We start from the raw sequence: 18,919 nt of genomic DNA, 5'->3' as shown, positions 1-18,919 counted from the left end.
CGTCCCGCTCAGTCGATGACGGGCAGCTCGCCGGCGGCCGAGCCGCCCCGTCCCCGGGTGAGGCCCCGGCGCACGGCCCGCGCCAGGAGGCCGAGCAGGAATGCCTGGAAGAGGTACGAGGCCACGAGGGCGATCCAGATCGCCGCGTCTCCCTGCGCCCCGGGGCCGGCCGAGTTGACGGCTCCGATGAGGACGGCTCCGGTCGGCGCCGTCAGCAGGAGGGCGAGGAGGCCCGCCGCCTGGTTCCCGTCGTCGCCGGCGCCGACGAGCAGGAGGAGGAAGGCGAGCCCGAGGTAGGGGCCGGAGAGCCAGTTGCAGAAGGTCAGACGTATGAACGTGCGCGGGAAACGCATGGTTCTCCTCGGGAGTTCGCGGCGCGGGTGCCGATGACGCCGCCGTGCGTGGTGATCACCATCGTGGTCGGACGGCGCGCGCCACGCCTGAGTACCCGTACTCAACGCCCCTGGGGACGTCGGGTGCGCAGGGGCGTCGGGACGCCGGGGCCTCGGGCGCCCCAAGGGCTGTCCCGTGATCCCCGGTGGATCGGCGCACGGCGTCGGATGCGGTGCCTCGCAAGGCGGAGGAGCGTCCTCGTATCGGTCGTATTCGGGCGTTCCGACAACGCGGCGAGGGTGCAGTGGCCGGCGTCGTGCGCCCGCCGGGGATCACGGGACAGCCCTTAGGCTGGTGTGGCAGGCACATCCCCCGGGAGGTCGTCGTGGTGGACCGTCACCGTTTCCACCTGGACCAGGACGGACACTCGATCACCGTCGTCCGGGACCTCCGGCACCGTCACGCCGAGGTCCTCGTCGACGGGAAGACCGTGGTCGCGGGGCGGACGAGCCGCTCGGCGGCGACCGTTCTGCGGGGTGAGGTCCCGGGCTCCCGCCCGCAGGGGTTCCTGGTCCGTCTGGAACGCCCCGACATCCCTGGCGGCGAGCCCCTGTGCGTGTTGGAGAAGGACGGCATGCGCTACCTGATGCCGAGCGTGCCGCTCACGCCCGAGGAGGAGTGGCCGGCCGAGCGCAACCCCTCACCCCGGACTCCCGCCGAACTCATCGCCCGGTGGAGGGGCCGCCACTGACCGGGACGCCCCGGCCCGCAGGCGCTCCCCCTCCGGTCCGCACGCGGACGTCCGGCAGGATGATCGCGTGATCTTCACGTCCGCGCGCCCCGACCGCCCCGCCACCGACCCGACGCGGATCCGTGTGGCTGCCGCCCTGGCCGCTCTGGTCACCGTCGGCACGGGCCTCGGGCTCAGGTCCGTGGCCGGCGGGGACGTCGCGAAGTACGGCGGGGACGCGCTGTACACCGTCCTCCTGCTCGCGCTCGTCGTCATGGCCGCTCCGCGGGCGACGCCCCTGCGGGCGGCGGCGGTGGCGTTGGCCGCGAGCTGGGCGGTGGAGTTCCTGCAGCTCGGCCCGCTGCCCGCGGAGTTGTCCCGGCGCAGTGTCGTCGCCCGTCTCGTCCTCGGTTCCACCTTCAACGCGCCCGACCTGTTCTGGTACGCGATCGGCGCGGCGGCGGGTTGCCTCGTGCACACCGCGCTACGTCGGCGTCCCCGGTCCTGAGGTCCCGGAACCGGGTCCGCGGGGCCGCGGGGAAGCGCACTGTCGGTGGCATGGGTCACAGTGGGAAGAACGATCGGCGCTTGCGGCGTCGACGCTCCCGCGGGGAAATCAGGTGGTCCCATGAGGCACGCGATCCGGGCCGAAGGCCTGGCCAAACAGTTCGAGGAGACGCGCGCACTCACCGGCATCGACCTTCAGGTTCCGGCCGGCACGGTGTGCGGCCTGCTGGGTCCCAACGGCGCGGGCAAGACGACCGCGGTCCGCGTCTTCGCCACGCTCCTCCTGCCGGACTCGGGGCGCGCCGAGGTCGGCGGGTTCGACGTGGTGCGGGAGGCCGGCCGGGTCCGGTCCCTGATCGGGCTCACCGGCCAGTACGCCGCCGTGGACGAGAACCTGACCGGTACGGAGAACCTCCTCATGATCGGCCGGCTGCTCGGCATGCCGCGCGGGGACGCCCGGGCCCGGGCCGCCGAACTGCTCGACCGGTTCCACCTGACCGACGCCGCGGGACGGGCCGCCAAGACCTATTCGGGAGGGATGCGACGGCGCCTCGACCTCGCGGCCAGCCTTGTCGGCAGACCACAGGTCCTGTTCCTCGACGAGCCCACCACCGGGCTCGACCCGCACAGCCGCGGCGAGGTATGGGACATGTTGCGGATCCTGGTCGCCGAGGGCATGACGACCCTGTTGACCACCCAGTACCTGGACGAGGCCGACCGGCTCGCCGATCACATCGTGGTGATCGACAAGGGAACGGTGATCGCGGACGGCACCCCTGACGACCTCAAGTCGCAGGTCGGCGGTCAGGTGCTGGAACTACGTCCGGTCCGGGCGGCCGATCTGGGCGCGGCGCACGCGCTGATCAGCGAGCGGGCCGGGCCACAGACCAAGATCGAGGGCGACGGGATCACGGTGCCCGTCACGGACCCGGGGCTGATGCCGGCGGTCGTGCGCGGGCTGGATCGGGAGGGGATCGAGATCGGCGAGCTCACCCTTCGACGCTCCTCGCTCGACGAGGTGTTCATGGTCCTCACCGGCCATCGCGCGGTGCCCGGCGGTCCCCCGCCCGACCTCGCCCCCCGCGCCGGGGGCGGCGGCACGGACGAAGCCGACACGGACGACGCGGGTGCTCGGGGCTCCGGCGCGGACCCCGACGGGACGCCCATGCGTACGGGACGCCCGTCATGACCGGCGTGACGGTCGCCCGGGAGAGGGGCGGGGGCGGTCGGGTGCACCCGGCCGCCGCCGTGCGACAGACCGCCACCATGGCGTGGCGCAGCCTGGTCTCGGTGAAGCACAACCCCTTGGAACTCGTCGACTACAGCATCACGCCGATCATGTTCGTGTTCCTGTTCACCTACGTCTTCGGTGGTCAGATGGCGGGTTCACCGCGTGACTACCTCCAGTACGCGCTCGCGGGCATCATCGTCCAGAACACCCTCTTCATGAGCACCTACACGGCCATGTCCCTCAACACGGACCTGACGAAGGGCGTCTTCGACCGGCTGCGCAGTCTGCCCATCGCGCGGTCGGCGCCTCTTTTCGGGCGGATAGCGGCCGACCTGGTCAAGCAGTTGTGGGCCATGGTCCTGATGATCGTCCTGGGTATGGTGCTGGGCTTCCGGGTCACGGGGGGCCTCGCCGGGTTCCTCGCCGCGGCCCTGTTGCTGTTGGTGTTCGCCGCGGCCGTCTCGTGGACGGCGGTGCTCATCGGAATGGTGGCGGGCGACCCGGAGAAGGTCCAGGTCTACGCGTTCACCTTCATCTTCCCGATCACGTTCACCAGCAGCGCCTTCGCCCGCGTGGACACGATGCCCGGGTGGCTTCAGGCGTGGGTGGAGGTCAACCCGGTCACCCAACTGTCGGACGCCGTCCGCGGGCTGCTCCTCGGGACCCCGGCGGGTCGGCCCATCATGTGGTCGCTGGTGTGGGCCGTGGGCATCGCCGCGGTGTTCATGCCCCTTGCGATGCGCGCGTACCGCTCACAGCGCTGACCCGGCGCGGCCGTCCGCGACGCGGCCGTCCGCGGCTCGGACTCCCGGGGCCCGTCACCACTCGGGGTGGACGTCGTGGCTGTCGTGGCGGGTGCCGTGCGCGTCGATCCAGGGGCGGAACCGGCCGGGGCCGCCGTCCGCGGGTGCGTAGCGGACGGGCTCGCCGGACTCGTCGGCGACGATCACGGCGCCCGCCCGCTGTGCCGCGCGCAGGGAGTGCGTCCAGTGCGGTCCGTGCCTGCCGGTCACGTAGTCGGGAACCTTGCTCCGGGACATGTGCGCGACCCCCTGACCGCCGGCCGTTCCGAATCCGTTCGAAGGACGACTACCCGCCGATCAGCGGCCTGACTCACCCGCCTCCCCGATGGGGCCGGAGGCGGGCCCGGCCCCGCCCCGTCCCGGTTCCCGTTCCACCGGGAGCCACAGCTCGGCGTCGGCCTCGGAGGTCTCCGGGTGGAAGTGCGTGCGCAGGATCTCGGGGCCGGGGCGGCTCCGGTACGGGTTGGAGGGGAACCACTGGGTGAACACGTCCCGCCACAGGTACTGGATGGCCTCGGGCGCCGGTCCCGAGGTGGTGAACACGGCCCAGATCCCGGCCGGTACGGGCAGGGAGGTGGTTCCCTCCGGGGGCGGTGCCGTGGTGATCACGCCCTGGTAGTAGTCCAGTTCGGTGCCCTCCGCGCGGCTCGGATCGAGATCGTCGCAGACCGCCACGACGCCCTGCGGCTCCTGGTCGGAGAGGGCTGCGACCGGCCCCATGCGTTGCGGGTCGATGCCGCGGACGAACTCGATGATCGCCTGGTTCGGGCCAGTGTGCACCAGGGGCACCCGTGCCTTGAATCCGACGACGGTGAAGGCCGCCCTGTCCACTACGCGGTACCGCATGCTGTTGCTCCCTTCGACGGTGAGACGGAAGGTGAGCCGGGCCTGGGAGACCAGCGGGGTGCCGGTGCGGCGGGCCTCGCCCGGGCCGACGCCGTGCACGGTGCGGAACGCCCGCGCGAACGCCTCCCCGGAGCCGTATCCGTACCGGACCGCGATGTCCAGCAGTGGTTCGCGGCCGGCGAGCACCTCGGCGCCCGCGACGGTCAGGCGCCGCCGCCGGACGTACTCCGACAGCGGCATGCCCGCCAGGGCGGAGAACATCCGGCGCAGGTGGTACTCCGAGGTCGCCGCACCGCGCGCCAGCTCGGCGACGTCGACGGGTCGGTCGAGGTGGTCCTCGATGTGCTCCATGACCTGGTTGAGTCGGTCCAACACGCCCGGTCACCTTCCTTTCTTGCGATCACCACGCTAGGCAACGGGCCCCTGGCCGCACCCGACATCCTGTGCCCGATCATGTCGGGTGGGTGCTGTCCGGCCGCCCTCCGGGCGACGACGGGACTTTGACGACAGGCCCTGGCGACGGTCCGGACGGGCGAAGGCCTCCCGTGGTTCCGGGAGGCCGATCACCTCCATGCCGGTGTCGAGCCCGCCGAGGACGGCGGCCGGGCCGGACCGGACCACGACCAGGAGCCGAGGACGAGCCGGCTCCGGCCGGGGCCCATCGGCTCGACGAGCCCGTCCCGGACGTGTCGGGAGACCACGGACACGGGCAGGTCGAGAATCACCTCGCCACGACAGGGCCACTCCCCCGAGGCGCCCCCGCCCCGTGAGCGACCCGCGACGAAGGTCGTCGCGTTGGCGCCGGCAGCGAGTTCACGCGGCCTGCTCGTCGTCGAACAGCAGCGGCCGCAGTTCGGCGCCGGCGTCGAGCCGTCAACCGCCGTCGGGCCCCTTGAACGCGACCACGGGACAGCCGAGTTCGCGCAGCCGGTCGATGTCGCGGCGCACGGTGCGGGGGCCGATGTCGAGCCGTTGCGCCAGGAGCGCGCCCCGGCCGGTCCCGGCGCGCCCGGAGGAGGAAGAGCAGCGGGAGCAATCGCGCCGAGGACGGTCTGCATGCCGTCCACGCTGCCCCGGGAAGCGGTCGGTTCCAGCCCTCTCCTCCCGTGGGGATGCCTCGATCGCGCAGTACCGATGTAAATGCGGTGCGACGGTGCACACAGCCGGTGCATTATTGGTGCAGTAATGGTTCGAATGGAAGGCAAGGCCATGGACGCACTCCCCTCCCATCCCGACAGCGAGCGCTTTTCGGTGACGCTCTGCCCGCCGGCGGTCACCACCGTCGCGGAACTCACGGCCGAGAGCGGCGTCAGCAAGTCCGACGTCATCAACCGGGCCGTCCTGCTCCTCGGGTTCATCGAGCGCGAGCGGGCCAAGGGCAACGACTTGATGATCCGCGACACGGACGGCGCCCTGGAGCGCATCCACATCATCTGAGGGTGCCCGGCAGGGCGGCATCGAGGTGCGGCCGGATGGTGACCCGCACGGCCGCGGCACCCGTCGACCGCACCACCCGACCCTGCGCGGGGCCGCGCGGCGGCCGATTGGAGCAAGCCGGGCTGCGGATCGGCCGGGATCCTGGTCGCATCAGCGGAATGAAAGACCCCTTCGGCTGTGACGACCCCGCCCTGCTCGCCCCGTTCGGAAAGGGCGACCGCGCGGCGGCGCGCAGGGCCGTCGCCGCCCACGCCACCGACCGCGCCGACCTGCACACGCTCCTCGACATCCTGGGGCTCCTGCCCGAGCACGACCCGCCGCCGCGACAGCATCCCCCCACCTGAGCGGAGCCCTTTCCACGGGGGCTCCCCGGCCCCCGCCCGCCGACGGCGGGCCGCACCCGGTGCCGGGGTGCGACCCGGCACCGGGAAGTCGGTTGCCCCGCTCCACGGACGGGCCGCGGTGGTGGCGGAAGCCGGGTTCCGCACCAGGGCGGGATGAGGCGGAGGGCGGGGCCATGGCATCCGGAGCTCGGGCGGGTGGCTGTCGTTCGGCGGCGCCTCGAAGGCGTGCGGGCGAGCTCCCCCGGCGAGGGCCGCCCCCAGGGGTGTGCCGCGAGGTGGACGGGCGCTCGCCGACCGACATGCCCCAGGGGGTCGCACGTCGACGCCGGTGCTGCATACGGGTGAACCCGGGGCCACCCCCGTCACGGACGACCGGAAGGATTGTCCTACGGGTATGACGACTTCGCACACGCTGTCCCGACCGTCGACCCGCTCGACCGGCCACCGTCTCCTCCTCCCCGAGCCCGCAGAACGCCGCAGGCTCCGCGAGGCGTGGGAGCTGACGCCCCAACAGGTGGCCCTCGCATTCGGCGTGCGGCCGGCCACCGTCCGCTCCTGGGAGTCGGGACGCACCACACCGACGGGGAAGCGCCGCGAGGCCTACCGGCGCTTCCTCCAGGGACTCGCCCAACACGCCGACGGCCGGCCCCGCCCGGCCGCCCCACCCGCCCGGGGCTCATCCGGATGCGCCGGACCGGCCCACGGCATCGCTGCGACTCCCCGCCCGACGGCCGCCGAGTTCGGGGAAGCGGCGTCCACCGAACGGGTCGATTCGGAAGGGGGCCGGTCCCGGCGGACGGCCCCGCCCCTGTCCGGCGCGCGGGTGCCGACCCCGAGGAGAGCCGACGGGGCGACCGAGGACGGCGACCGAATGTTGCCGCGCGTGGGGGCGGCCGCGGTGACGCTCGCCGCCTGGGTGCTGGTACTCGCCCTCCTCGGCGCCTACCTGCCCGCCTGGGACGGCTGAACGGGGCCCGCTCTCCTCCTTCCCACGATGCCGGTGACGGTCACCCGCACCGGCATCGGACGGAACCCCTCCCGCCGTGCCGACACCCCGCAGGCACGCGGCTCAGGGGAAAACACCCTTCCCGGTTCGCGCACCGCGGACCGGGACACGGCCCCGCGGTCCGGAGACCGGCGAACTCAGGCGCGGGTCCCGACGGGCCTCGACGGTCAGGACTTGGTCGAGGTGAGGACGCCGATCTTGTCGAGGCGGTGTTCGGGATTGTTCTGGGCGTCGCGCCAGAAGTTGCCCGCCGCGTCGTCCTCGGGGGTGAGGCAGGTGGTGACGGTGATCATCGCCCGGAGGGGCACGGCACCGGGCGAGCCGGGGACCGCGGCGCGCTGTGCCGCCATGGAGGCCGGTTGCCGGAAGGAAGTGGTCCGGGTCGTGGTGATCGTGTACTGGTACGTGACCCCGTCAGCGGTGATGAACACCGAGGAGCCGGTGGGCAACGACGGCAGGTCCCGCAGCGGCCCGCCCGCGGCGACCCGGTGGCCGGTGACGATGTAGTTGCCGATCTCGCCGGGGCCGGCCCCGCCCTCTGGTCCGTGCGGGCTGGCGGCGAGGCCGCGGTCCTGGATCCGGGTGCCCGGGGCGTCGTCCGGGCTGCCCTGGTACGGGACGACGGGGAGGCCGGAGAGGCCGATCGCGGGGATGGACATCACGGCCGTCCCGGTGTCGCGGGACTCGGCCCTTTCGGCGGCGGCCACCGGACCCGCGGCGGGTGCGAGCAGTGCCGTGCAGGCGGCTCCGGCGACGAGGAGCAGTCTCGGTGACATGGCGGCCTCACCGGTCCCGGTGGGTCACGACGGCGGGGCCGCCGGGCCGACGCCCGGGTGCGGGTCCGTGGCGGCGGGGTGCGGGCATGGACGGCGTACGGGTCGGGGACGGTGCGCGGGTCATGGCAGGGCTCCGATCGCGGAGGGGCCGCCCCGGCCGTCGTCGCGGGTGCTGTGGGACCCGCGTCCCGTCCGGAGCGGGGAGGTCAGCGGTCTCCGAAGGGGCGCCTACCCGCGACCACCCGCGGAAACCACCACCCGGCACGGCCCGGCGGGTACGGGTTGGCCGGGCCGGTCCGGGGTGACCGGGTCTGCCGCTCCGACCGCTCGGCCGGGCAGGACGTCGGCGGCCGTGAGGCGGGAGCCGCCCAGCACAGCCGGTACACGTCCACGGGGCCCAGGAGGTTGCCCTTCGACGGGGAGATCGCGCTCACCGCATCTTCCGGGCCGGGCCCTCACCGCGTCCGGACGCCCGGGCGGACGGGGCGCGGGCCGCCTCCGCCCGATCCTGACCCGGCCGCGGCGTCGCGAAGGCGGACCTCGCGTACGGGGCCGGGCTCACCGGTCCGTGAGGCGCCGCCGGACGCCATCCGCGTACGGCGGGAGGTGTGGCGGCCACGGCCACGTCGTGAGCGCCGGGCGAACGGCCTTGCCCGGTGGTTGTCCGGCGGTCCGGGGGGCCTCAGCAGAGGCCCGGTTCTCCGCCGGCCGCTCCGCACTCGGCGGCCCCGCCGCGGGTGACCTCCGCCCACAGGGTCGTCTCCACCTTGCCGAGCAGGCGGGCCAGTTCGTCCCGTTCCGTCTCGTCGAGGCCGTCCAGGGTTTGGCGTTCCAGCTCACCCCATGCCCGGCGGACCTCGACGAGCAGACCGCAGCTGCTGTCCGTGGCCTCCACCAGCGAGGCGCGTCGGTCCGAGGGGTCGGGGCGGCGGCTCACATGACCGGCGTGTTCCAGGCGTTGGAGCATCTTGGTCACGGTGGAGGGGTCCAGGCCGACCGTCTTGATCAGCTCGGACTGGCGGACGGCCCCGTTGTCCCACAGGTGCATCATCAGGAACTCCTGCCCCGGGTGCAGGCCCAGGTCGCGCAGGGCCCGGCCCGCGGCGATCCGGTGCAGGCGCGCCACCCGGCTGATCGCGTGGCTCACCGGCCCCTCCAGCACTGCGCCGGGCACCGAACACTCGGGGGTGGCACGCGGTTCCTGGGCGGCTTCCGCGGTCATGGCGGCGCTCCTCCTCGGTCGGGACCGGCACGTCCGGTCCATGGCCCTGTGGTCTACGGACCGTCCGGCCCACCGCCCGCCGGCCTTCCGGCCCGGCTTCCGGCCTCCGGTCTTCGTCCTGAACCTTACCCGGCCCCGAAATTTTACCTTGGCCGGCCAAGTAATGGGGTACGCTGCTTCCACAGCCAATCATTGGCCGACCAATCATCTTGTGAGGCAGACATGACCAGCGCTTTCGACTCGGTACGCATCGCGGGCACCACCCTTCCCAACCGGATCGCCCTGGCGCCCATGACCCGCAGCCGGGCGGCGGACGGCGGGCTCGCGACCGACCTCGTCGCCGACTACTACACCCAGCGGGCCTCGGCCGGACTGCTCATCTCGGAGGGGATCCAGCCCTCCGTCGTCGGACAGGGCTACCCCTTCACCCCGGGCCTGCACACCGCGGAGCAGATCACCGCGTGGCGCCCCGCGACCGACGCCGTGCACGCGGCCGGCGGCCGGATCTTCGCCCAGCTGATGCACTCGGGGCGGATCGGCCACCCGTCCCTGCTGCCCGACGGCCTGGTGCCGGTCGCCCCCTCGGCGGTCGCACCCCGGGGCCAGGTCTTCACCGGTGACGGCCTCCAGGACTACGTCACGCCGCGCGAGCTGACCGGAGCCGAGGTGCGGGCGACGATCGCCGACTACGCCGCCGCCGCCCGCAACGCGGTGGAGGCCGGATTCGACGGCGTCGAGCTGCACGGGGCGAACGGCTACCTCATCCACCAGTTCCTGGCCCCGGGCACGAACCTGCGGACGGACGAGTGGGGCGGCACGACCGAGAACCGCATCCGCTTCGCCGTCGAGGTGGTCAAGGCCGTCGCAGCGGCGATCGGCGCCGAACGCACCGCGCTGCGGGTCTCGCCCGGGAACCCGTACAACGACATCTCCGAGCCCGACGCGCAGCCCGTCTACGAGGCCCTGGTGAAGGAGATCGACGGGCTGGGGTTGGCCTACCTGCACGTGATGGAGTACGGCCCCGACGCCCGCGAGGTCACCCTCGCGCTGCGCGAGCAGTTCGGCGGACCGCTCGTCCTCAACCCGGCGACCGAGGGACCCACCGACCACCGCGCCCTCGGTCTGATCGAGGACGGCACGGCGGACCTGCTGGCCTTCGGCGCCCTCTTCCTCGCCAACCCGGACCTGCCCGACCGCCTGCGCACCGAGGGTCCCTACAACACCCCGGACCCGGCCACCTTCTTCGGCGGCGACGCCCGCGGCTACACGGACTACCCGACCCGCTCGTAGCCCGCGCCCGCACCGGGGCCGCCCATCCCGCCACGGAGCCGGTGCGGCCCCGGGGATCGGGGGGCGGGCCGGGGTGCGACCCCGTCGCAGCCTGGGTGGCCGAGCCGCACCCCGTACGCCACCCCTACCCATCGGTCGCGTTCCGTAACGCCGTGGCCCACGATGGGCCCGCGGGGTTTCGCCCGGCCCCGGCCGGGCAGCCGCCCGTCAGACAGGCCCGTGGACCGGGGGGGCACCGGAGGAGGCAGCCATGGAGGAACAGGGCGGCGCCGGAGGCGTCCCACCGCACGACGGCCACCACGCCCCGCGCGCGACGCGCCGTGGGCGCCCCGAGGACGGGCACACGCCCGCCGCCGACACCGACGAGGCGAGCCGTCTCGACCGTCCGCGCCCCTCGCGGGACGCGGACGCCGGACGCGAACACCGGGCGGGCCCGACCGACGACAAGGACGACGGATCCGCGACGCAGGGGAAGTGAGGCGACCGCCATGGCCACGGAGGACATCTGGGGATACCACCGGGACGCGGGCCACGAGCAGGGCCTCGACCTGATCGGCTACAAGGTCGAGGCCACCGACGGCTCGATCGGGAAGATCGACAAGCACTCCGAGGACGTCGGGGCCTCGTACCTGGTCGTCGACACCGGGGGCTGGATCTTCGGCAAGCACGTACTGCTCCCGGCGGGCACGATCCGACGGATCGACACGGCCGAGGAGGTGGTGTACGTCGAGCGGACCAAGGAAGAGATCAAGGACGCACCGGAGTACGACCACGCGAAGCACGAGGGCGACCCCAACCGGTTCGAGCAGTACGCCCGCTACTACGGCCAGCCCCACATGTGACACCGGACCCAGCCGGGCGGCGGGCGCGCGAGCCGAGCTCGGCGGAGCAGAGCGCACGAACCGAGCACGGCGGAGCAGGGCGCGCGCACGGCGGACGCCTCACCAATCGCGGGTGGCGATCAGCTCCTCCATGTCCGCCCCATCGAACCCGTAGGCGTGCGCGACACGCCAAAAGTCCTCGGCGATCTCCTCCCGCGCCACCGTCTCGATGTCACTGCCGGCGGCTTCGAACTCCTCTTGCAGGAGGTTGAACTCCTCCGTGGCGGCGTGGGTGAGCGCGTAGAGGGCCGTCAGATCGGACGGCCGCTCGGCCTCGATCCGCTCGCACAGGCGCAGCAGGATCTCCTTGCCCCGGTCGACGACATGGTCCGGGTAGTAGGAGTCCGCGTAGAGCTGCCGCAGGAAGCCGTGCCGGGCCATCCGCTCGTTCGTGATCGTCATGACGCCACCGTCCGCTTGAGGAATCGACGCGCCGATCATGCGCGACGCCACTGACAGCCGGTTCCCGCGCGCGGGACACCCGTCGGCACGCGGCCTGCCGCTGGGCGCCGTTGCGGGGCTACCCTGCGGGAATGGAACGTGCTGAAGTCCTCAAGCGAGTGATCGGCATCCTGACCGAGGCCCAGGACATCCGTCGGGCGGTCGAGGACGGGGAGGAGGACGACGGCCCCGGGGCGACGGCCGGGGTCGCCACGCAGCTCCTGAACGAGATGCTCCCGTCGATCAAGGTGCCCGCCGACGCCTCCCCACAGGAGGTGGCCCGGGTGGTGGCGGTGGCCCTCGGCCCGGCCCTGCACACGATGGTCTCCGGGTTCAGCCTGGCCTTCACCAGCCTCGCCATCGCACACGACTCGGGCCGCACCGACGTCTCCTCGATCGAGGTGCTTCAAGAGCTCGCGCTCGAAGTCCAGGCCGGCACCTACGACCAGGGGCCTTGACCCGCTCCCCCGGTCCGCGTGCGAATGCCGTCGCAGGACGCCGGGTAGGCGCCGTCGGCAGGAAGTGGACGCATCGAGCCGAGGAGTTGCCATGCCGCGCGGTTCCAGCCCCAAGCGTGAGCGCCAGTACGAGCACATCAAGGAGAGCGCCGAGGAACGGGGCGAGAGTCCCGGGCGCGCCAAGGAGATCGCCGCCCGCACGGTCAACAAGGAACGGGCCCGGGCGGGCGAGTCGAAGACCGCGAGCCGGTCCTCGCTCCAGGACATGTCCTCCTCCCGACGCGGTGGGCTGCACTCCCACAGCGGGGCACAGGGACCCACCAAGGAGCAGCTCTACAACGAGGCCAGGCAGCGGAACATCAAGGGCCGCTCGTCCATGGACAAGGCCGAGCTGAAGCGTGCGCTCGGCAGATGAGGCCGGGCCCTGCGCGGGTCCGCGTGCCCGGGCGGAGCCGAATGTGGTGTTCCGTGCCGGCCCCCATCCCCCGAGGGCCGGCACGGAACGCGCCGAACCGTGCCGCCTGCGGACTCGACCACCCCCGTGAGCAAAGTTAGCTGGCAGCTATCGGCGAGGTCCACGGTGACGGACTCCGGGCAGATTGTCAACTGACCGCTAATCTGCAAAACTGACGGATAGCTGAGAGCAATGCCGAGGAGGTGGAGGGAAGGGAGATGCGCAGTGTCCGAAACTGACGAACGACCGGTACTGGCAGTGCGTCTGGACAACCTCTTCAAGACGGTGCGCCCCAAGGGCAAGCACTGGACCAACGCGGAGGTCGCCGACGAGCTGAAGCGGGTCAACCCCGACCTCAAGGCCGGCGGTGTGTACCTGTCCCAGCTCCGCACCGGCAAGCGCGCCAACCCCTCCCCCGACCTGCTGGCCGCCCTCGCCAAGTTCTTCGGGGTGTCCGTCGCCTACTTCTTCGACGACGACGTCGCCGAGTCGGTGCTCAGCGAGGTCGCCGCCATCGAGGCGCTGCGCCAGGCCGGAGTCCGCTCCGTGGCGATGCGCGCGGCCGGGATGAAGAAGGAGAACCTCCAGGCCATCACGGCCATCATGGACCAGTACCGGCAGATGCAGGGCCTGCCGCCCGTCACCGATCCCTCGGAGCCCGCGGACCCCGCGGCATCGGGGTGAGGGTCCCCGGAAAGGGCCGCACGGCCGACCAGGACCGCCGCAGCCGCATCAAGAAGCTCCGGAAGAACGGCGCGCGGCGCATAGCCGAGCTCGGCCTGCCCGACGGGGCCGACGTGACCGAGCTCTGTCGCTACCTCGGCGATGCCCGGGAGCGGCCGATCACGCTCATACCGATGAAGATGCCGGCGTCCCAACCGTGCGGAATGTGGGTCGCCGCGCGCGACGAGGACCTGATCTTCTACGACGCCAACACGACGGGCGCGCATCAGGAGCACATCGTCCTGCACGAGTTGGGTCACATCATCTGCCGCCACCGCGGCGCCGGCTGGCTGGACGAGGCGGGCTCCCGCTTCCTCTTCCCCAACCTCGATCCCGACCTCGTCCGCGACATGCTGCTACGCGCGACCTACGACGACGTCCAGGAGCAGGAGGCCGAGGTCATCGCCTACCTCCTCTCCCAGCGCGTGGGGCGCACCGTGGAGGAGCCCTCCCCGGTCGCGGGGGACGAGCGGTCGGGCAGGGCGGAAATGCTCAACCGGATCAAACGCACACTGTTCTGACCGCTCCGACCGCCCCATCCGTCGGGCCGCTCAGGCTCCTGCGACCGTTCCGGCGCGCCCGCCCACGGGAGGCCCCGATGGTCACGGCCGACGTGCGGCGCCGGCAAGCCTTTCCCGCCACCAACCGACCGTCGCCTCGACCTGCCGGTCGAAGGGTGTGGCCCGCACTGCGAACGACGCCTCGTAGGCGCTCGCGTCGACGACGAACGGGTGCGTGAACTGGTGGCGGATCTCCTTCAGTTCGCGTAGGAGCGGCGAGAAGAGCCCACCCACGGTCAGTACCGGCGCCGGGAGTCCGCGCACCGGGACGGGCCCGGTGCCCGCCTCCGCGGCCAGGCTGTCGACCATCTGCCGCACCGACAGGGCGGGTTCGGTGGGTACGTGCCAGGCCCGCCCCCAGGCCCGTTCCGTGCCGGCGACCTCGGCCAGGGCCCGGGCCACGTCGGGCAGGTACGTCCAGCTGTGCGGAACGTCCGGGTCGCCGAGCGTGGAGACGGGACGGCCGCGCAGCACCGCCGGCATGACGCGCGCGGCAAGGTGGCCGCCGTCGGTCACCCCGGGGCCGAAGAAGTCGCAGGCCCGTACCTCGACCGCCCTGATACGGCCCTGTTCGTGCAGGGTGCGGGCCTGCTCCCAGGCGGCGGCACGGACCCGCCCCTTGCGGCCGGTCGCCGAAAGCGGCAGGTCCTCGGTCATCGGGCCGTCCACCGGCCCGTATCCGTAGAGGTTGCCGAGCATGACGAGGACCGCGCCGGTCGCCTCCGCGGCCACGCACGCAGCGGCGGCCAGCGGTGGCAGGTCGCTCGCCCAACGGTCGTACGGCGGCGCGGCGCACTGGATGATCGCGTCCGCGCCCTCCGCCGCCCCGGTCAGCCCGACCGCGTCCGCCGCGTCCAGCGCGACGTGCTCGATCCCGGGCTCGGCCGCGCGGCCCGACCTGGTCACGACCCGCACCGCATGTCCCTGCTCCACCAGCAGGCGGGCGGTGGCCGCCCCGGCGGCCCCGAATCCCATCACCACGTAACAACTCACCGACATACCCTACGGGTTGCCCATGGACGGGACGGCCGGGAGGACGGACGGACCGACCAAGCGATCCTGCCGAGACCCGCACCCTCGTCCCGCTCACCCCTCCCCCGGCCCCGCCCCGCTCACCCCTGCCCGCCCTACCGGCGCGGCTCCGGGCCGCGGTCGGCCGTCAGCTCCCACAGGGGCGCAGTCCTCGGCGCGGGTGATCCGGCGCGCAGGTCGTCGAGCAACACGCGGCTCTCGGCGGGGGTGAGTCCGAGCTCCTCGGTGATCCTTCGGGTGGTGACGTAGCCGATGCCCCCGGCCAGTGTGTCGCGTTCCCAGGCCGCGAAGCGGGCCCGGAGCGTCGCGACGCTCCGCGGAGCGGTCCGCGTGGCGTGCCGTGTCGGCGCCGCTCCCGCGCCGTCGGACTCCGCGGCGCGCCGGCGTTCGCGTTCGATCTCCGAGAACCCGCATACCGCGCGGGAGGCCTCCTCGGCGGCGTCGAGGGTCGCGGAACCCTCCAGAGCGCGCGCGAGGGGGCTGAGTTCGAGTGTGCGTCGCAGGCAGAGGCGGTGGACCCCGCGGGAGGCCTCGTCCAGGACGACGGGAGCGGGCGCGTCACGGGTTCCGCAGACGCCGCGCACCCCGCGGGCAGCGGCGACGAGCATCGCGCTCGCCTCCGAAGGGTGCCCGTCGAACACCCCGAGCACGCCTTCGGTGTGCTCGGCGGTGAGCGCGAAGGCCGGTTCGCCGAGCCGGGGCACGAGCGCGGGCAGGGGCACCTCGTTGTCGAGGCCGGGCCCCGCGACGTACACGGTCGTGGGGATACCGGTGGCCGCGCAGGCGGCGACGGCGAGGGCGTCGCCGAGGGGGCTGCGCAGGGTGGGTTCGTCGCCGTGGGCCACGATGTCGCCGCCGACGTCGACGAGGTCGACGCGGTCCGCCCCGCACCAGCGGGCGGCGGCGGTGATCTGCCGGGCGAGGCCGACGGCACCCTCGTACGGGTCCAGCAGCCCGAGTCGGGGCCGCAGGGCGGCGGCGAGGAACGGCAGGAGGGAACCGGCCGGCGGGACGGGCCTGGTCGCGGGGGTGACCAGGGCGAGATGGGGCCCGGCGGGCTCCGTACCCGTGAAGTCCGCGGCGCGGCGCGGTCCGGGGACCGGGTCGACGACGAGGCGCTCCCAGGCATAGGTCAGGACGAGGGCGGGGGCGGTGGCCCCGTGGAGGGCGGCGTGGACCATCGCCGCCGTGATGGCGTCGCCGCCACCGCCCGCCGCGATGAGAAGTCGCTTGGTGGTCATGGCGGACACGAATATCCCGGAGAGCGGCGTACCGCCACCCGTCCGGACCGCTCACGGGATGACATTCCCGGAGGAAGGCGGCCTACTTCCGGAAAGAACATATGAACCTCCATACGGCGAAAGCCATCTCATGGGAATTCCACTACAGAGATCGACGCGGAGGGCGACCTAAAGTGACGCCCTGTCACGAACAGTGAGTCCACTCGATCTGAAAGCAGGTCAATTCCCGTGGTGCAGAAGACCGTTGCGCTTCCGATGCCGGCCCTGCGGGGTTCCCTCCCGCTCACCGAGCCCGGTACCCCGTACGAGCAGTACGTGTACGCCTACCCGCACCAGAAGGCGTACCGGCTGCTGGACGACGGCCCGTTGCTGAGCGAGCTGTGGAGCAAGGAAGGACTCGACACGCTGTCGCTGTACGCACACATACCCTTCTGCGAGATGCGGTGCGGCTTCTGCAACCTGTTCACCCGCACCGGGGCCCCCGAGGAGGTCACGGGCGCCTTCCTGGAGACCTTGGAACGGCAGGCCCGGGTGACGCGTGAGGCCCTGGAGGCCCAGGGGGCGCCGATCCGGTTCACACTGGCGGCGTTCGGCGGCGGGACGCCCACGTACCTCACCGCGGACGAGCTGACACGGCTCTGCGACATCAGCGAGAACATCATGGGCGCCGACCTGCGGGCCGCCTCCTGGTCGGTGGAGACCTCGCCGGCGACGGCGACCGCCGACCGGATCGCCGTCCTGTCCGAGCGGGGCGCGACCCGGTTGAGCATCGGCGTGCAGTCCTTCATCGACGAGGAGGCGCGCGCCGCCGTACGCCCGCAGAAGCGCGAGGAGGTCGAGAGCGCCCTCGCCCTGCTCAAGGAGGCCGGGTTCCCGATCCTCAACATCGACCTCATCTACGGCATCGACGGCCAGACCGAGCGCACCTTCAAGGTGTCGCTGGACGCCGCGCTCGCCTGGGAGCCGGAGGAGGTCTACCTCTACCCGCTGTACGTGAGGCCGCTGACCGGACTCAGCAGCCGGCACGCCAAGACCTTGCAGGACTGGAACGACCAGCGGCTGCGGCTCTACCGCTTCGGCCGCGACCACCTCCTGTCGGCGGGGTACGAGCAGACGTCGATGCGGGTCTTCCGGCGGCTCGGCACCGCGGCCGTGGAGGACACCGACGGCAGCAGCATCAGTGAGTACAACCAACAGGCCGGCATGGTCGGACTCGGCGTCGGGGCCCGTTCGTTCACCACCGACCTGCACTACACGACCGACTACGCGGTGGCCGTGCCCGAGGTGCGGCGCATCATCGACGACTACATCGCGACCCCCACCGAGCAGTTCCGGCGCGCGCAGTGGGCGTTCCGGATGGACGAGGGCGAACGGCGCCGCATGTACGTCCTCCAGCAACTGCTGGAGTCGACGGGTCTGCGCGCCGCCGGCTACGAGCAGCAGTTCGGCACCCGCTTCGAGGACGACTTCGCGCCGCAGCTCGGCGCCCTGTCGGAGAAGAGGTGGGTGCGGGAGACGGACGGGACGTTCGGGCTGACCCTGGAGGGGATGGCCTGGGCCGACGCGGTCGGACCCATGTTCTTCTCCTCCCGGGTGCGTGACAACATGACGTCCTATCAGGACCGTTAGGGAGCAGCGGAGCTGCCCGACGGCACCTCCCGGGCGTCCACCGGGTCCGCAGCGGCCCCGGCCCGCCGGTATTCCGGCAGGGCGGCGAGGACCAGCCCGGCCAGCAGCAGGACGCCACCGGCCGCGGCGAGCGGTCCGGGCCGCTCGCCGAGGAACACCACTCCGAGGACGGTGGCGACCAACGGCTCGGTCAGGCTCAACGTTCCCGTCGTGGCCGCGCCGAGGCGCCCCACGCCCCGGGTGAACAGCAGGTAGCCGAGGGCGGTCGTACCCAGGCCCAACCAGCCGATCAGTGCGACCGCCCGCGGGGCGGCCAGTCCCTCCGGGGCGACCAGCAGGTACGGGGAGACCAGCAGCCCCGCGCACAGCACGCTCACCGGCGCCGCGGCCCCGAGGTCGACGCCGCGGGAGCCCAGCTCCTTCGTCGCGGCGATGTACACGCCGAAGCTCGCGCCGGCCACCATGCCGCAGACCACGCCCACCGCGTCCGCGCGGGCCCCGCTGCCGGGCAGCAGCAACAGGCCGATCCCGGCCACGGCGCAGCCCGTCCCCCACAGCCACCGCCGGGTCGGACGCTCACCGGAGAGCAGGCGCGCGCACAGGCCGCCGACCACCGGCACGGTCCCGAAGGCCACGGCGGTCGCGAGAGCGGCGCCCGTACGTTCCACCGCCTGGAGGAAGCAGACCTGGAAGGCGGCCGTCACCAGCACGCTCAGCACCAGCCACCGGCCCGCTCCGGGCCGGCGCAGGGTCCGCAGTCCGGCGGGACGTACGGTCAGCAGGCTGAGCACCAATCCACCGAGCAGCATCCGGGCCGCTCCCAGGGACACCGGGTGGACACCCGTGTCGGCCCAGATCTGAGCCGGCCCCACGGTGCCCCAGAGCACCGCCGCCACCAGGACCGACATCATCGCGCCCGCCACTCCGCCACCACCGAGATCACGCATCGCACGAACGTATCGGGGTCGGACGGAC

24 protein-coding genes and 1 pseudogene are annotated in these 18,919 nt (G+C 72.8%); 15 read left to right on the top strand and 10 right to left on the bottom strand.

The annotated features are described in order from the left end of the window. Positions 1 to 8: 8 nt before the first annotated feature. Entirely contained in the window at positions 9 to 353 is a 345-nt protein-coding gene (locus tag ACZ58N_RS17225) for an SCO4225 family membrane protein (RefSeq protein WP_471160040.1), read from the bottom strand. A gap of 365 nt (positions 354 to 718) precedes the next feature. Between ACZ58N_RS17225 and ACZ58N_RS17220 the strand changes: the two genes are divergently transcribed. The 4 genes from ACZ58N_RS17220 (at position 719) to ACZ58N_RS17205 (ending at position 3,565) form a co-directional block, all read left to right on the top strand. Continuing rightward, positions 719 to 1,084, top strand: a complete 366-nt coding sequence (locus ACZ58N_RS17220; protein ID WP_471160037.1) for a hypothetical protein — start codon at positions 719 to 721, stop codon at positions 1,082 to 1,084. 67 nt (positions 1,085 to 1,151) lie between these two features. Then, positions 1,152 to 1,571 (top strand): ribosomal maturation YjgA family protein, encoded by a 420-nt coding sequence (locus ACZ58N_RS17215; RefSeq protein ID WP_471160034.1) that lies wholly within the window; start codon positions 1,152 to 1,154, stop codon positions 1,569 to 1,571. Between the two features lie 120 nt (positions 1,572 to 1,691). After that, positions 1,692 to 2,759, top strand: a complete 1,068-nt coding sequence (locus ACZ58N_RS17210; protein ID WP_471160032.1) for an ATP-binding cassette domain-containing protein — start codon at positions 1,692 to 1,694, stop codon at positions 2,757 to 2,759. Continuing rightward, positions 2,756 to 3,565 (top strand): ABC transporter permease, encoded by an 810-nt coding sequence (locus ACZ58N_RS17205; RefSeq protein ID WP_471160030.1) that lies wholly within the window; start codon positions 2,756 to 2,758, stop codon positions 3,563 to 3,565. Before ACZ58N_RS17210 ends, ACZ58N_RS17205 begins: the two co-directional genes overlap by 4 nt. Positions 3,566 to 3,619: 54 nt before the next feature. Here ACZ58N_RS17205 and ACZ58N_RS17200 read toward each other — a convergent pair whose 3' ends face one another. From ACZ58N_RS17200 to ACZ58N_RS17190, 3 genes and pseudogenes are all read right to left on the bottom strand, one after another. Then, positions 3,620 to 3,841, bottom strand: a complete 222-nt coding sequence (locus tag ACZ58N_RS17200) for a hypothetical protein (protein WP_471160027.1) — start codon at positions 3,839 to 3,841, stop codon at positions 3,620 to 3,622. A 60-nt stretch (positions 3,842 to 3,901) separates the two neighbouring features. Next, positions 3,902 to 4,825 (bottom strand): AraC family transcriptional regulator, encoded by a 924-nt coding sequence (locus ACZ58N_RS17195; protein WP_471160024.1) that lies wholly within the window; start codon positions 4,823 to 4,825, stop codon positions 3,902 to 3,904. 33 nt (positions 4,826 to 4,858) lie between these two features. Beyond that, positions 4,859 to 5,486, bottom strand: a pseudogene (locus ACZ58N_RS17190) (helix-turn-helix transcriptional regulator). Between the two features lie 173 nt (positions 5,487 to 5,659). Here ACZ58N_RS17190 and ACZ58N_RS17185 point away from each other — a divergent pair. The 3 genes from ACZ58N_RS17185 to ACZ58N_RS17175 all read left to right on the top strand — a co-directional run bounded on the left by ACZ58N_RS17185 (position 5,660) and on the right by ACZ58N_RS17175 (position 7,198). Next, positions 5,660 to 5,887 (top strand): hypothetical protein, encoded by a 228-nt coding sequence (locus ACZ58N_RS17185; RefSeq protein ID WP_471160021.1) that lies wholly within the window; start codon positions 5,660 to 5,662, stop codon positions 5,885 to 5,887. A gap of 158 nt (positions 5,888 to 6,045) precedes the next feature. After that, positions 6,046 to 6,231: a hypothetical protein gene (locus ACZ58N_RS17180; RefSeq protein ID WP_471160019.1), complete on the top strand. Its 186-nt coding sequence runs from the start codon at positions 6,046 to 6,048 to the stop codon at positions 6,229 to 6,231. Positions 6,232 to 6,625: 394 nt separating this feature from the next. Further along, entirely contained in the window at positions 6,626 to 7,198 is a 573-nt protein-coding gene (locus tag ACZ58N_RS17175; RefSeq protein ID WP_471160016.1) for a helix-turn-helix domain-containing protein, read from the top strand. Between the two features lie 206 nt (positions 7,199 to 7,404). Here ACZ58N_RS17175 and ACZ58N_RS17170 read toward each other — a convergent pair whose 3' ends face one another. Continuing rightward, the gene (locus ACZ58N_RS17170; protein WP_471160013.1) at positions 7,405 to 8,013 is read right to left on the bottom strand and encodes a sortase domain-containing protein; all 609 of its coding nucleotides are present in this window, start codon (positions 8,011 to 8,013) and stop codon (positions 7,405 to 7,407) included. Between the two features lie 682 nt (positions 8,014 to 8,695). After that, positions 8,696 to 9,235 (bottom strand): MarR family winged helix-turn-helix transcriptional regulator, encoded by a 540-nt coding sequence (locus ACZ58N_RS17165; protein ID WP_471160010.1) that lies wholly within the window; start codon positions 9,233 to 9,235, stop codon positions 8,696 to 8,698. Positions 9,236 to 9,457: 222 nt separating this feature from the next. On the opposite strand from ACZ58N_RS17165, the gene ACZ58N_RS17160 reads away from it, so the two are divergent. From ACZ58N_RS17160 to ACZ58N_RS17150, 3 genes are all read left to right on the top strand, one after another. Then, positions 9,458 to 10,525 carry an alkene reductase gene (locus tag ACZ58N_RS17160; protein WP_471160007.1) on the top strand — a complete coding sequence of 356 codons (1,068 nt, stop codon included), beginning with the start codon at positions 9,458 to 9,460 and terminating at the stop codon, positions 10,523 to 10,525. A 250-nt stretch (positions 10,526 to 10,775) separates the two neighbouring features. Next, positions 10,776 to 11,003: a hypothetical protein gene (locus tag ACZ58N_RS17155; protein ID WP_471160004.1), complete on the top strand. Its 228-nt coding sequence runs from the start codon at positions 10,776 to 10,778 to the stop codon at positions 11,001 to 11,003. Positions 11,004 to 11,013: 10 nt separating this feature from the next. Next, complete coding sequence (locus ACZ58N_RS17150) at positions 11,014 to 11,367, top strand: PRC-barrel domain-containing protein (RefSeq protein ID WP_471160001.1); 354 nt, start codon at positions 11,014 to 11,016, stop codon at positions 11,365 to 11,367. A 99-nt stretch (positions 11,368 to 11,466) separates the two neighbouring features. Here the strand turns inward: ACZ58N_RS17150 and ACZ58N_RS17145 are convergent, their stop codons facing one another. Further along, a complete protein-coding gene (locus tag ACZ58N_RS17145; RefSeq protein WP_471159998.1) occupies positions 11,467 to 11,808 on the bottom strand; it encodes a DUF5713 family protein in 342 nt (113 codons plus the stop codon). 131 nt (positions 11,809 to 11,939) lie between these two features. On the opposite strand from ACZ58N_RS17145, the gene ACZ58N_RS17140 reads away from it, so the two are divergent. From ACZ58N_RS17140 to ACZ58N_RS17125, 4 genes are all read left to right on the top strand, one after another. After that, on the top strand, positions 11,940 to 12,305 hold the full coding sequence (locus ACZ58N_RS17140) for a hypothetical protein (protein WP_471159996.1): 366 nt from the start codon (positions 11,940 to 11,942) through the stop codon (positions 12,303 to 12,305). Positions 12,306 to 12,396: 91 nt separating this feature from the next. Further along, the gene (locus ACZ58N_RS17135; RefSeq protein ID WP_471159993.1) at positions 12,397 to 12,720 is read left to right on the top strand and encodes a plasmid stabilization protein; all 324 of its coding nucleotides are present in this window, start codon (positions 12,397 to 12,399) and stop codon (positions 12,718 to 12,720) included. A gap of 264 nt (positions 12,721 to 12,984) precedes the next feature. Further along, positions 12,985 to 13,443, top strand: a complete 459-nt coding sequence (locus ACZ58N_RS17130) for a helix-turn-helix domain-containing protein (RefSeq protein WP_471159990.1) — start codon at positions 12,985 to 12,987, stop codon at positions 13,441 to 13,443. Then, positions 13,440 to 14,003 carry a toxin gene (locus tag ACZ58N_RS17125; protein ID WP_471159987.1) on the top strand — a complete coding sequence of 188 codons (564 nt, stop codon included), beginning with the start codon at positions 13,440 to 13,442 and terminating at the stop codon, positions 14,001 to 14,003. The genes ACZ58N_RS17130 and ACZ58N_RS17125 overlap by 4 nt, the downstream gene beginning before the upstream one ends. Positions 14,004 to 14,084: 81 nt before the next feature. Here ACZ58N_RS17125 and ACZ58N_RS17120 read toward each other — a convergent pair whose 3' ends face one another. Continuing rightward, on the bottom strand, positions 14,085 to 15,035 hold the full coding sequence (locus tag ACZ58N_RS17120) for an NAD-dependent epimerase/dehydratase family protein (RefSeq protein WP_471159985.1): 951 nt from the start codon (positions 15,033 to 15,035) through the stop codon (positions 14,085 to 14,087). Between the two features lie 134 nt (positions 15,036 to 15,169). Then, the gene (locus ACZ58N_RS17115; RefSeq protein ID WP_471159982.1) at positions 15,170 to 16,315 is read right to left on the bottom strand and encodes a DUF1152 domain-containing protein; all 1,146 of its coding nucleotides are present in this window, start codon (positions 16,313 to 16,315) and stop codon (positions 15,170 to 15,172) included. Between the two features lie 255 nt (positions 16,316 to 16,570). Between ACZ58N_RS17115 and ACZ58N_RS17110 the strand changes: the two genes are divergently transcribed. Beyond that, positions 16,571 to 17,944: an STM4012 family radical SAM protein gene (locus ACZ58N_RS17110; RefSeq protein ID WP_471160147.1), complete on the top strand. Its 1,374-nt coding sequence runs from the start codon at positions 16,571 to 16,573 to the stop codon at positions 17,942 to 17,944. Here the strand turns inward: ACZ58N_RS17110 and ACZ58N_RS17105 are convergent. Then, on the bottom strand, positions 17,941 to 18,891 hold the full coding sequence (locus tag ACZ58N_RS17105; RefSeq protein ID WP_471159979.1) for a DMT family transporter: 951 nt from the start codon (positions 18,889 to 18,891) through the stop codon (positions 17,941 to 17,943). The two genes, ACZ58N_RS17110 and ACZ58N_RS17105, sit on opposite strands and share 4 nt — an antisense overlap. Positions 18,892 to 18,919 lie beyond the last annotated feature (28 nt).

It is taken from the genome of Streptomyces sp. NPDC040432, assembly GCF_055595445.1.
Note: the sequence above shows the minus strand (reverse complement) of the source record. Positions and strands in the feature narration are given on the sequence as shown.

Bases quoted from the DNA above. Each gene is read 5' to 3' on its own strand.
- ACZ58N_RS17105 (WP_471159979.1), bottom strand. From the start codon at position 18,891: ATGCGTGATCTCGGTGGTGGCGGAGTGGCGGGCGCGATGATGTCGGTC.
- ACZ58N_RS17145 (WP_471159998.1), bottom strand. From the start codon at position 11,808: ATGACGATCACGAACGAGCGGATGGCCCGGCACGGCTTCCTGCGGCAG.
- ACZ58N_RS17110 (WP_471160147.1), top strand. From the start codon at position 16,571: ATGCCGGCCCTGCGGGGTTCCCTCCCGCTCACCGAGCCCGGTACCCCG.
- ACZ58N_RS17170 (WP_471160013.1), bottom strand. From the start codon at position 8,013: ATGTCACCGAGACTGCTCCTCGTCGCCGGAGCCGCCTGCACGGCACTG.
- ACZ58N_RS17135 (WP_471159993.1), top strand. From the start codon at position 12,397: ATGCCGCGCGGTTCCAGCCCCAAGCGTGAGCGCCAGTACGAGCACATC.
- ACZ58N_RS17165 (WP_471160010.1), bottom strand. From the start codon at position 9,235: ATGACCGCGGAAGCCGCCCAGGAACCGCGTGCCACCCCCGAGTGTTCG.
- ACZ58N_RS17210 (WP_471160032.1), top strand. From the start codon at position 1,692: ATGAGGCACGCGATCCGGGCCGAAGGCCTGGCCAAACAGTTCGAGGAG.
- ACZ58N_RS17115 (WP_471159982.1), bottom strand. From the start codon at position 16,315: ATGACCACCAAGCGACTTCTCATCGCGGCGGGCGGTGGCGGCGACGCC.
- ACZ58N_RS17175 (WP_471160016.1), top strand. From the start codon at position 6,626: ATGACGACTTCGCACACGCTGTCCCGACCGTCGACCCGCTCGACCGGC.
- ACZ58N_RS17150 (WP_471160001.1), top strand. From the start codon at position 11,014: ATGGCCACGGAGGACATCTGGGGATACCACCGGGACGCGGGCCACGAG.
- ACZ58N_RS17160 (WP_471160007.1), top strand. From the start codon at position 9,458: ATGACCAGCGCTTTCGACTCGGTACGCATCGCGGGCACCACCCTTCCC.
- ACZ58N_RS17200 (WP_471160027.1), bottom strand. From the start codon at position 3,841: ATGTCCCGGAGCAAGGTTCCCGACTACGTGACCGGCAGGCACGGACCG.
- ACZ58N_RS17140 (WP_471159996.1), top strand. From the start codon at position 11,940: ATGGAACGTGCTGAAGTCCTCAAGCGAGTGATCGGCATCCTGACCGAG.
- ACZ58N_RS17155 (WP_471160004.1), top strand. From the start codon at position 10,776: ATGGAGGAACAGGGCGGCGCCGGAGGCGTCCCACCGCACGACGGCCAC.
- ACZ58N_RS17225 (WP_471160040.1), bottom strand. From the start codon at position 353: ATGCGTTTCCCGCGCACGTTCATACGTCTGACCTTCTGCAACTGGCTC.
- ACZ58N_RS17185 (WP_471160021.1), top strand. From the start codon at position 5,660: ATGGACGCACTCCCCTCCCATCCCGACAGCGAGCGCTTTTCGGTGACG.
- ACZ58N_RS17205 (WP_471160030.1), top strand. From the start codon at position 2,756: ATGACCGGCGTGACGGTCGCCCGGGAGAGGGGCGGGGGCGGTCGGGTG.
- ACZ58N_RS17180 (WP_471160019.1), top strand. From the start codon at position 6,046: ATGAAAGACCCCTTCGGCTGTGACGACCCCGCCCTGCTCGCCCCGTTC.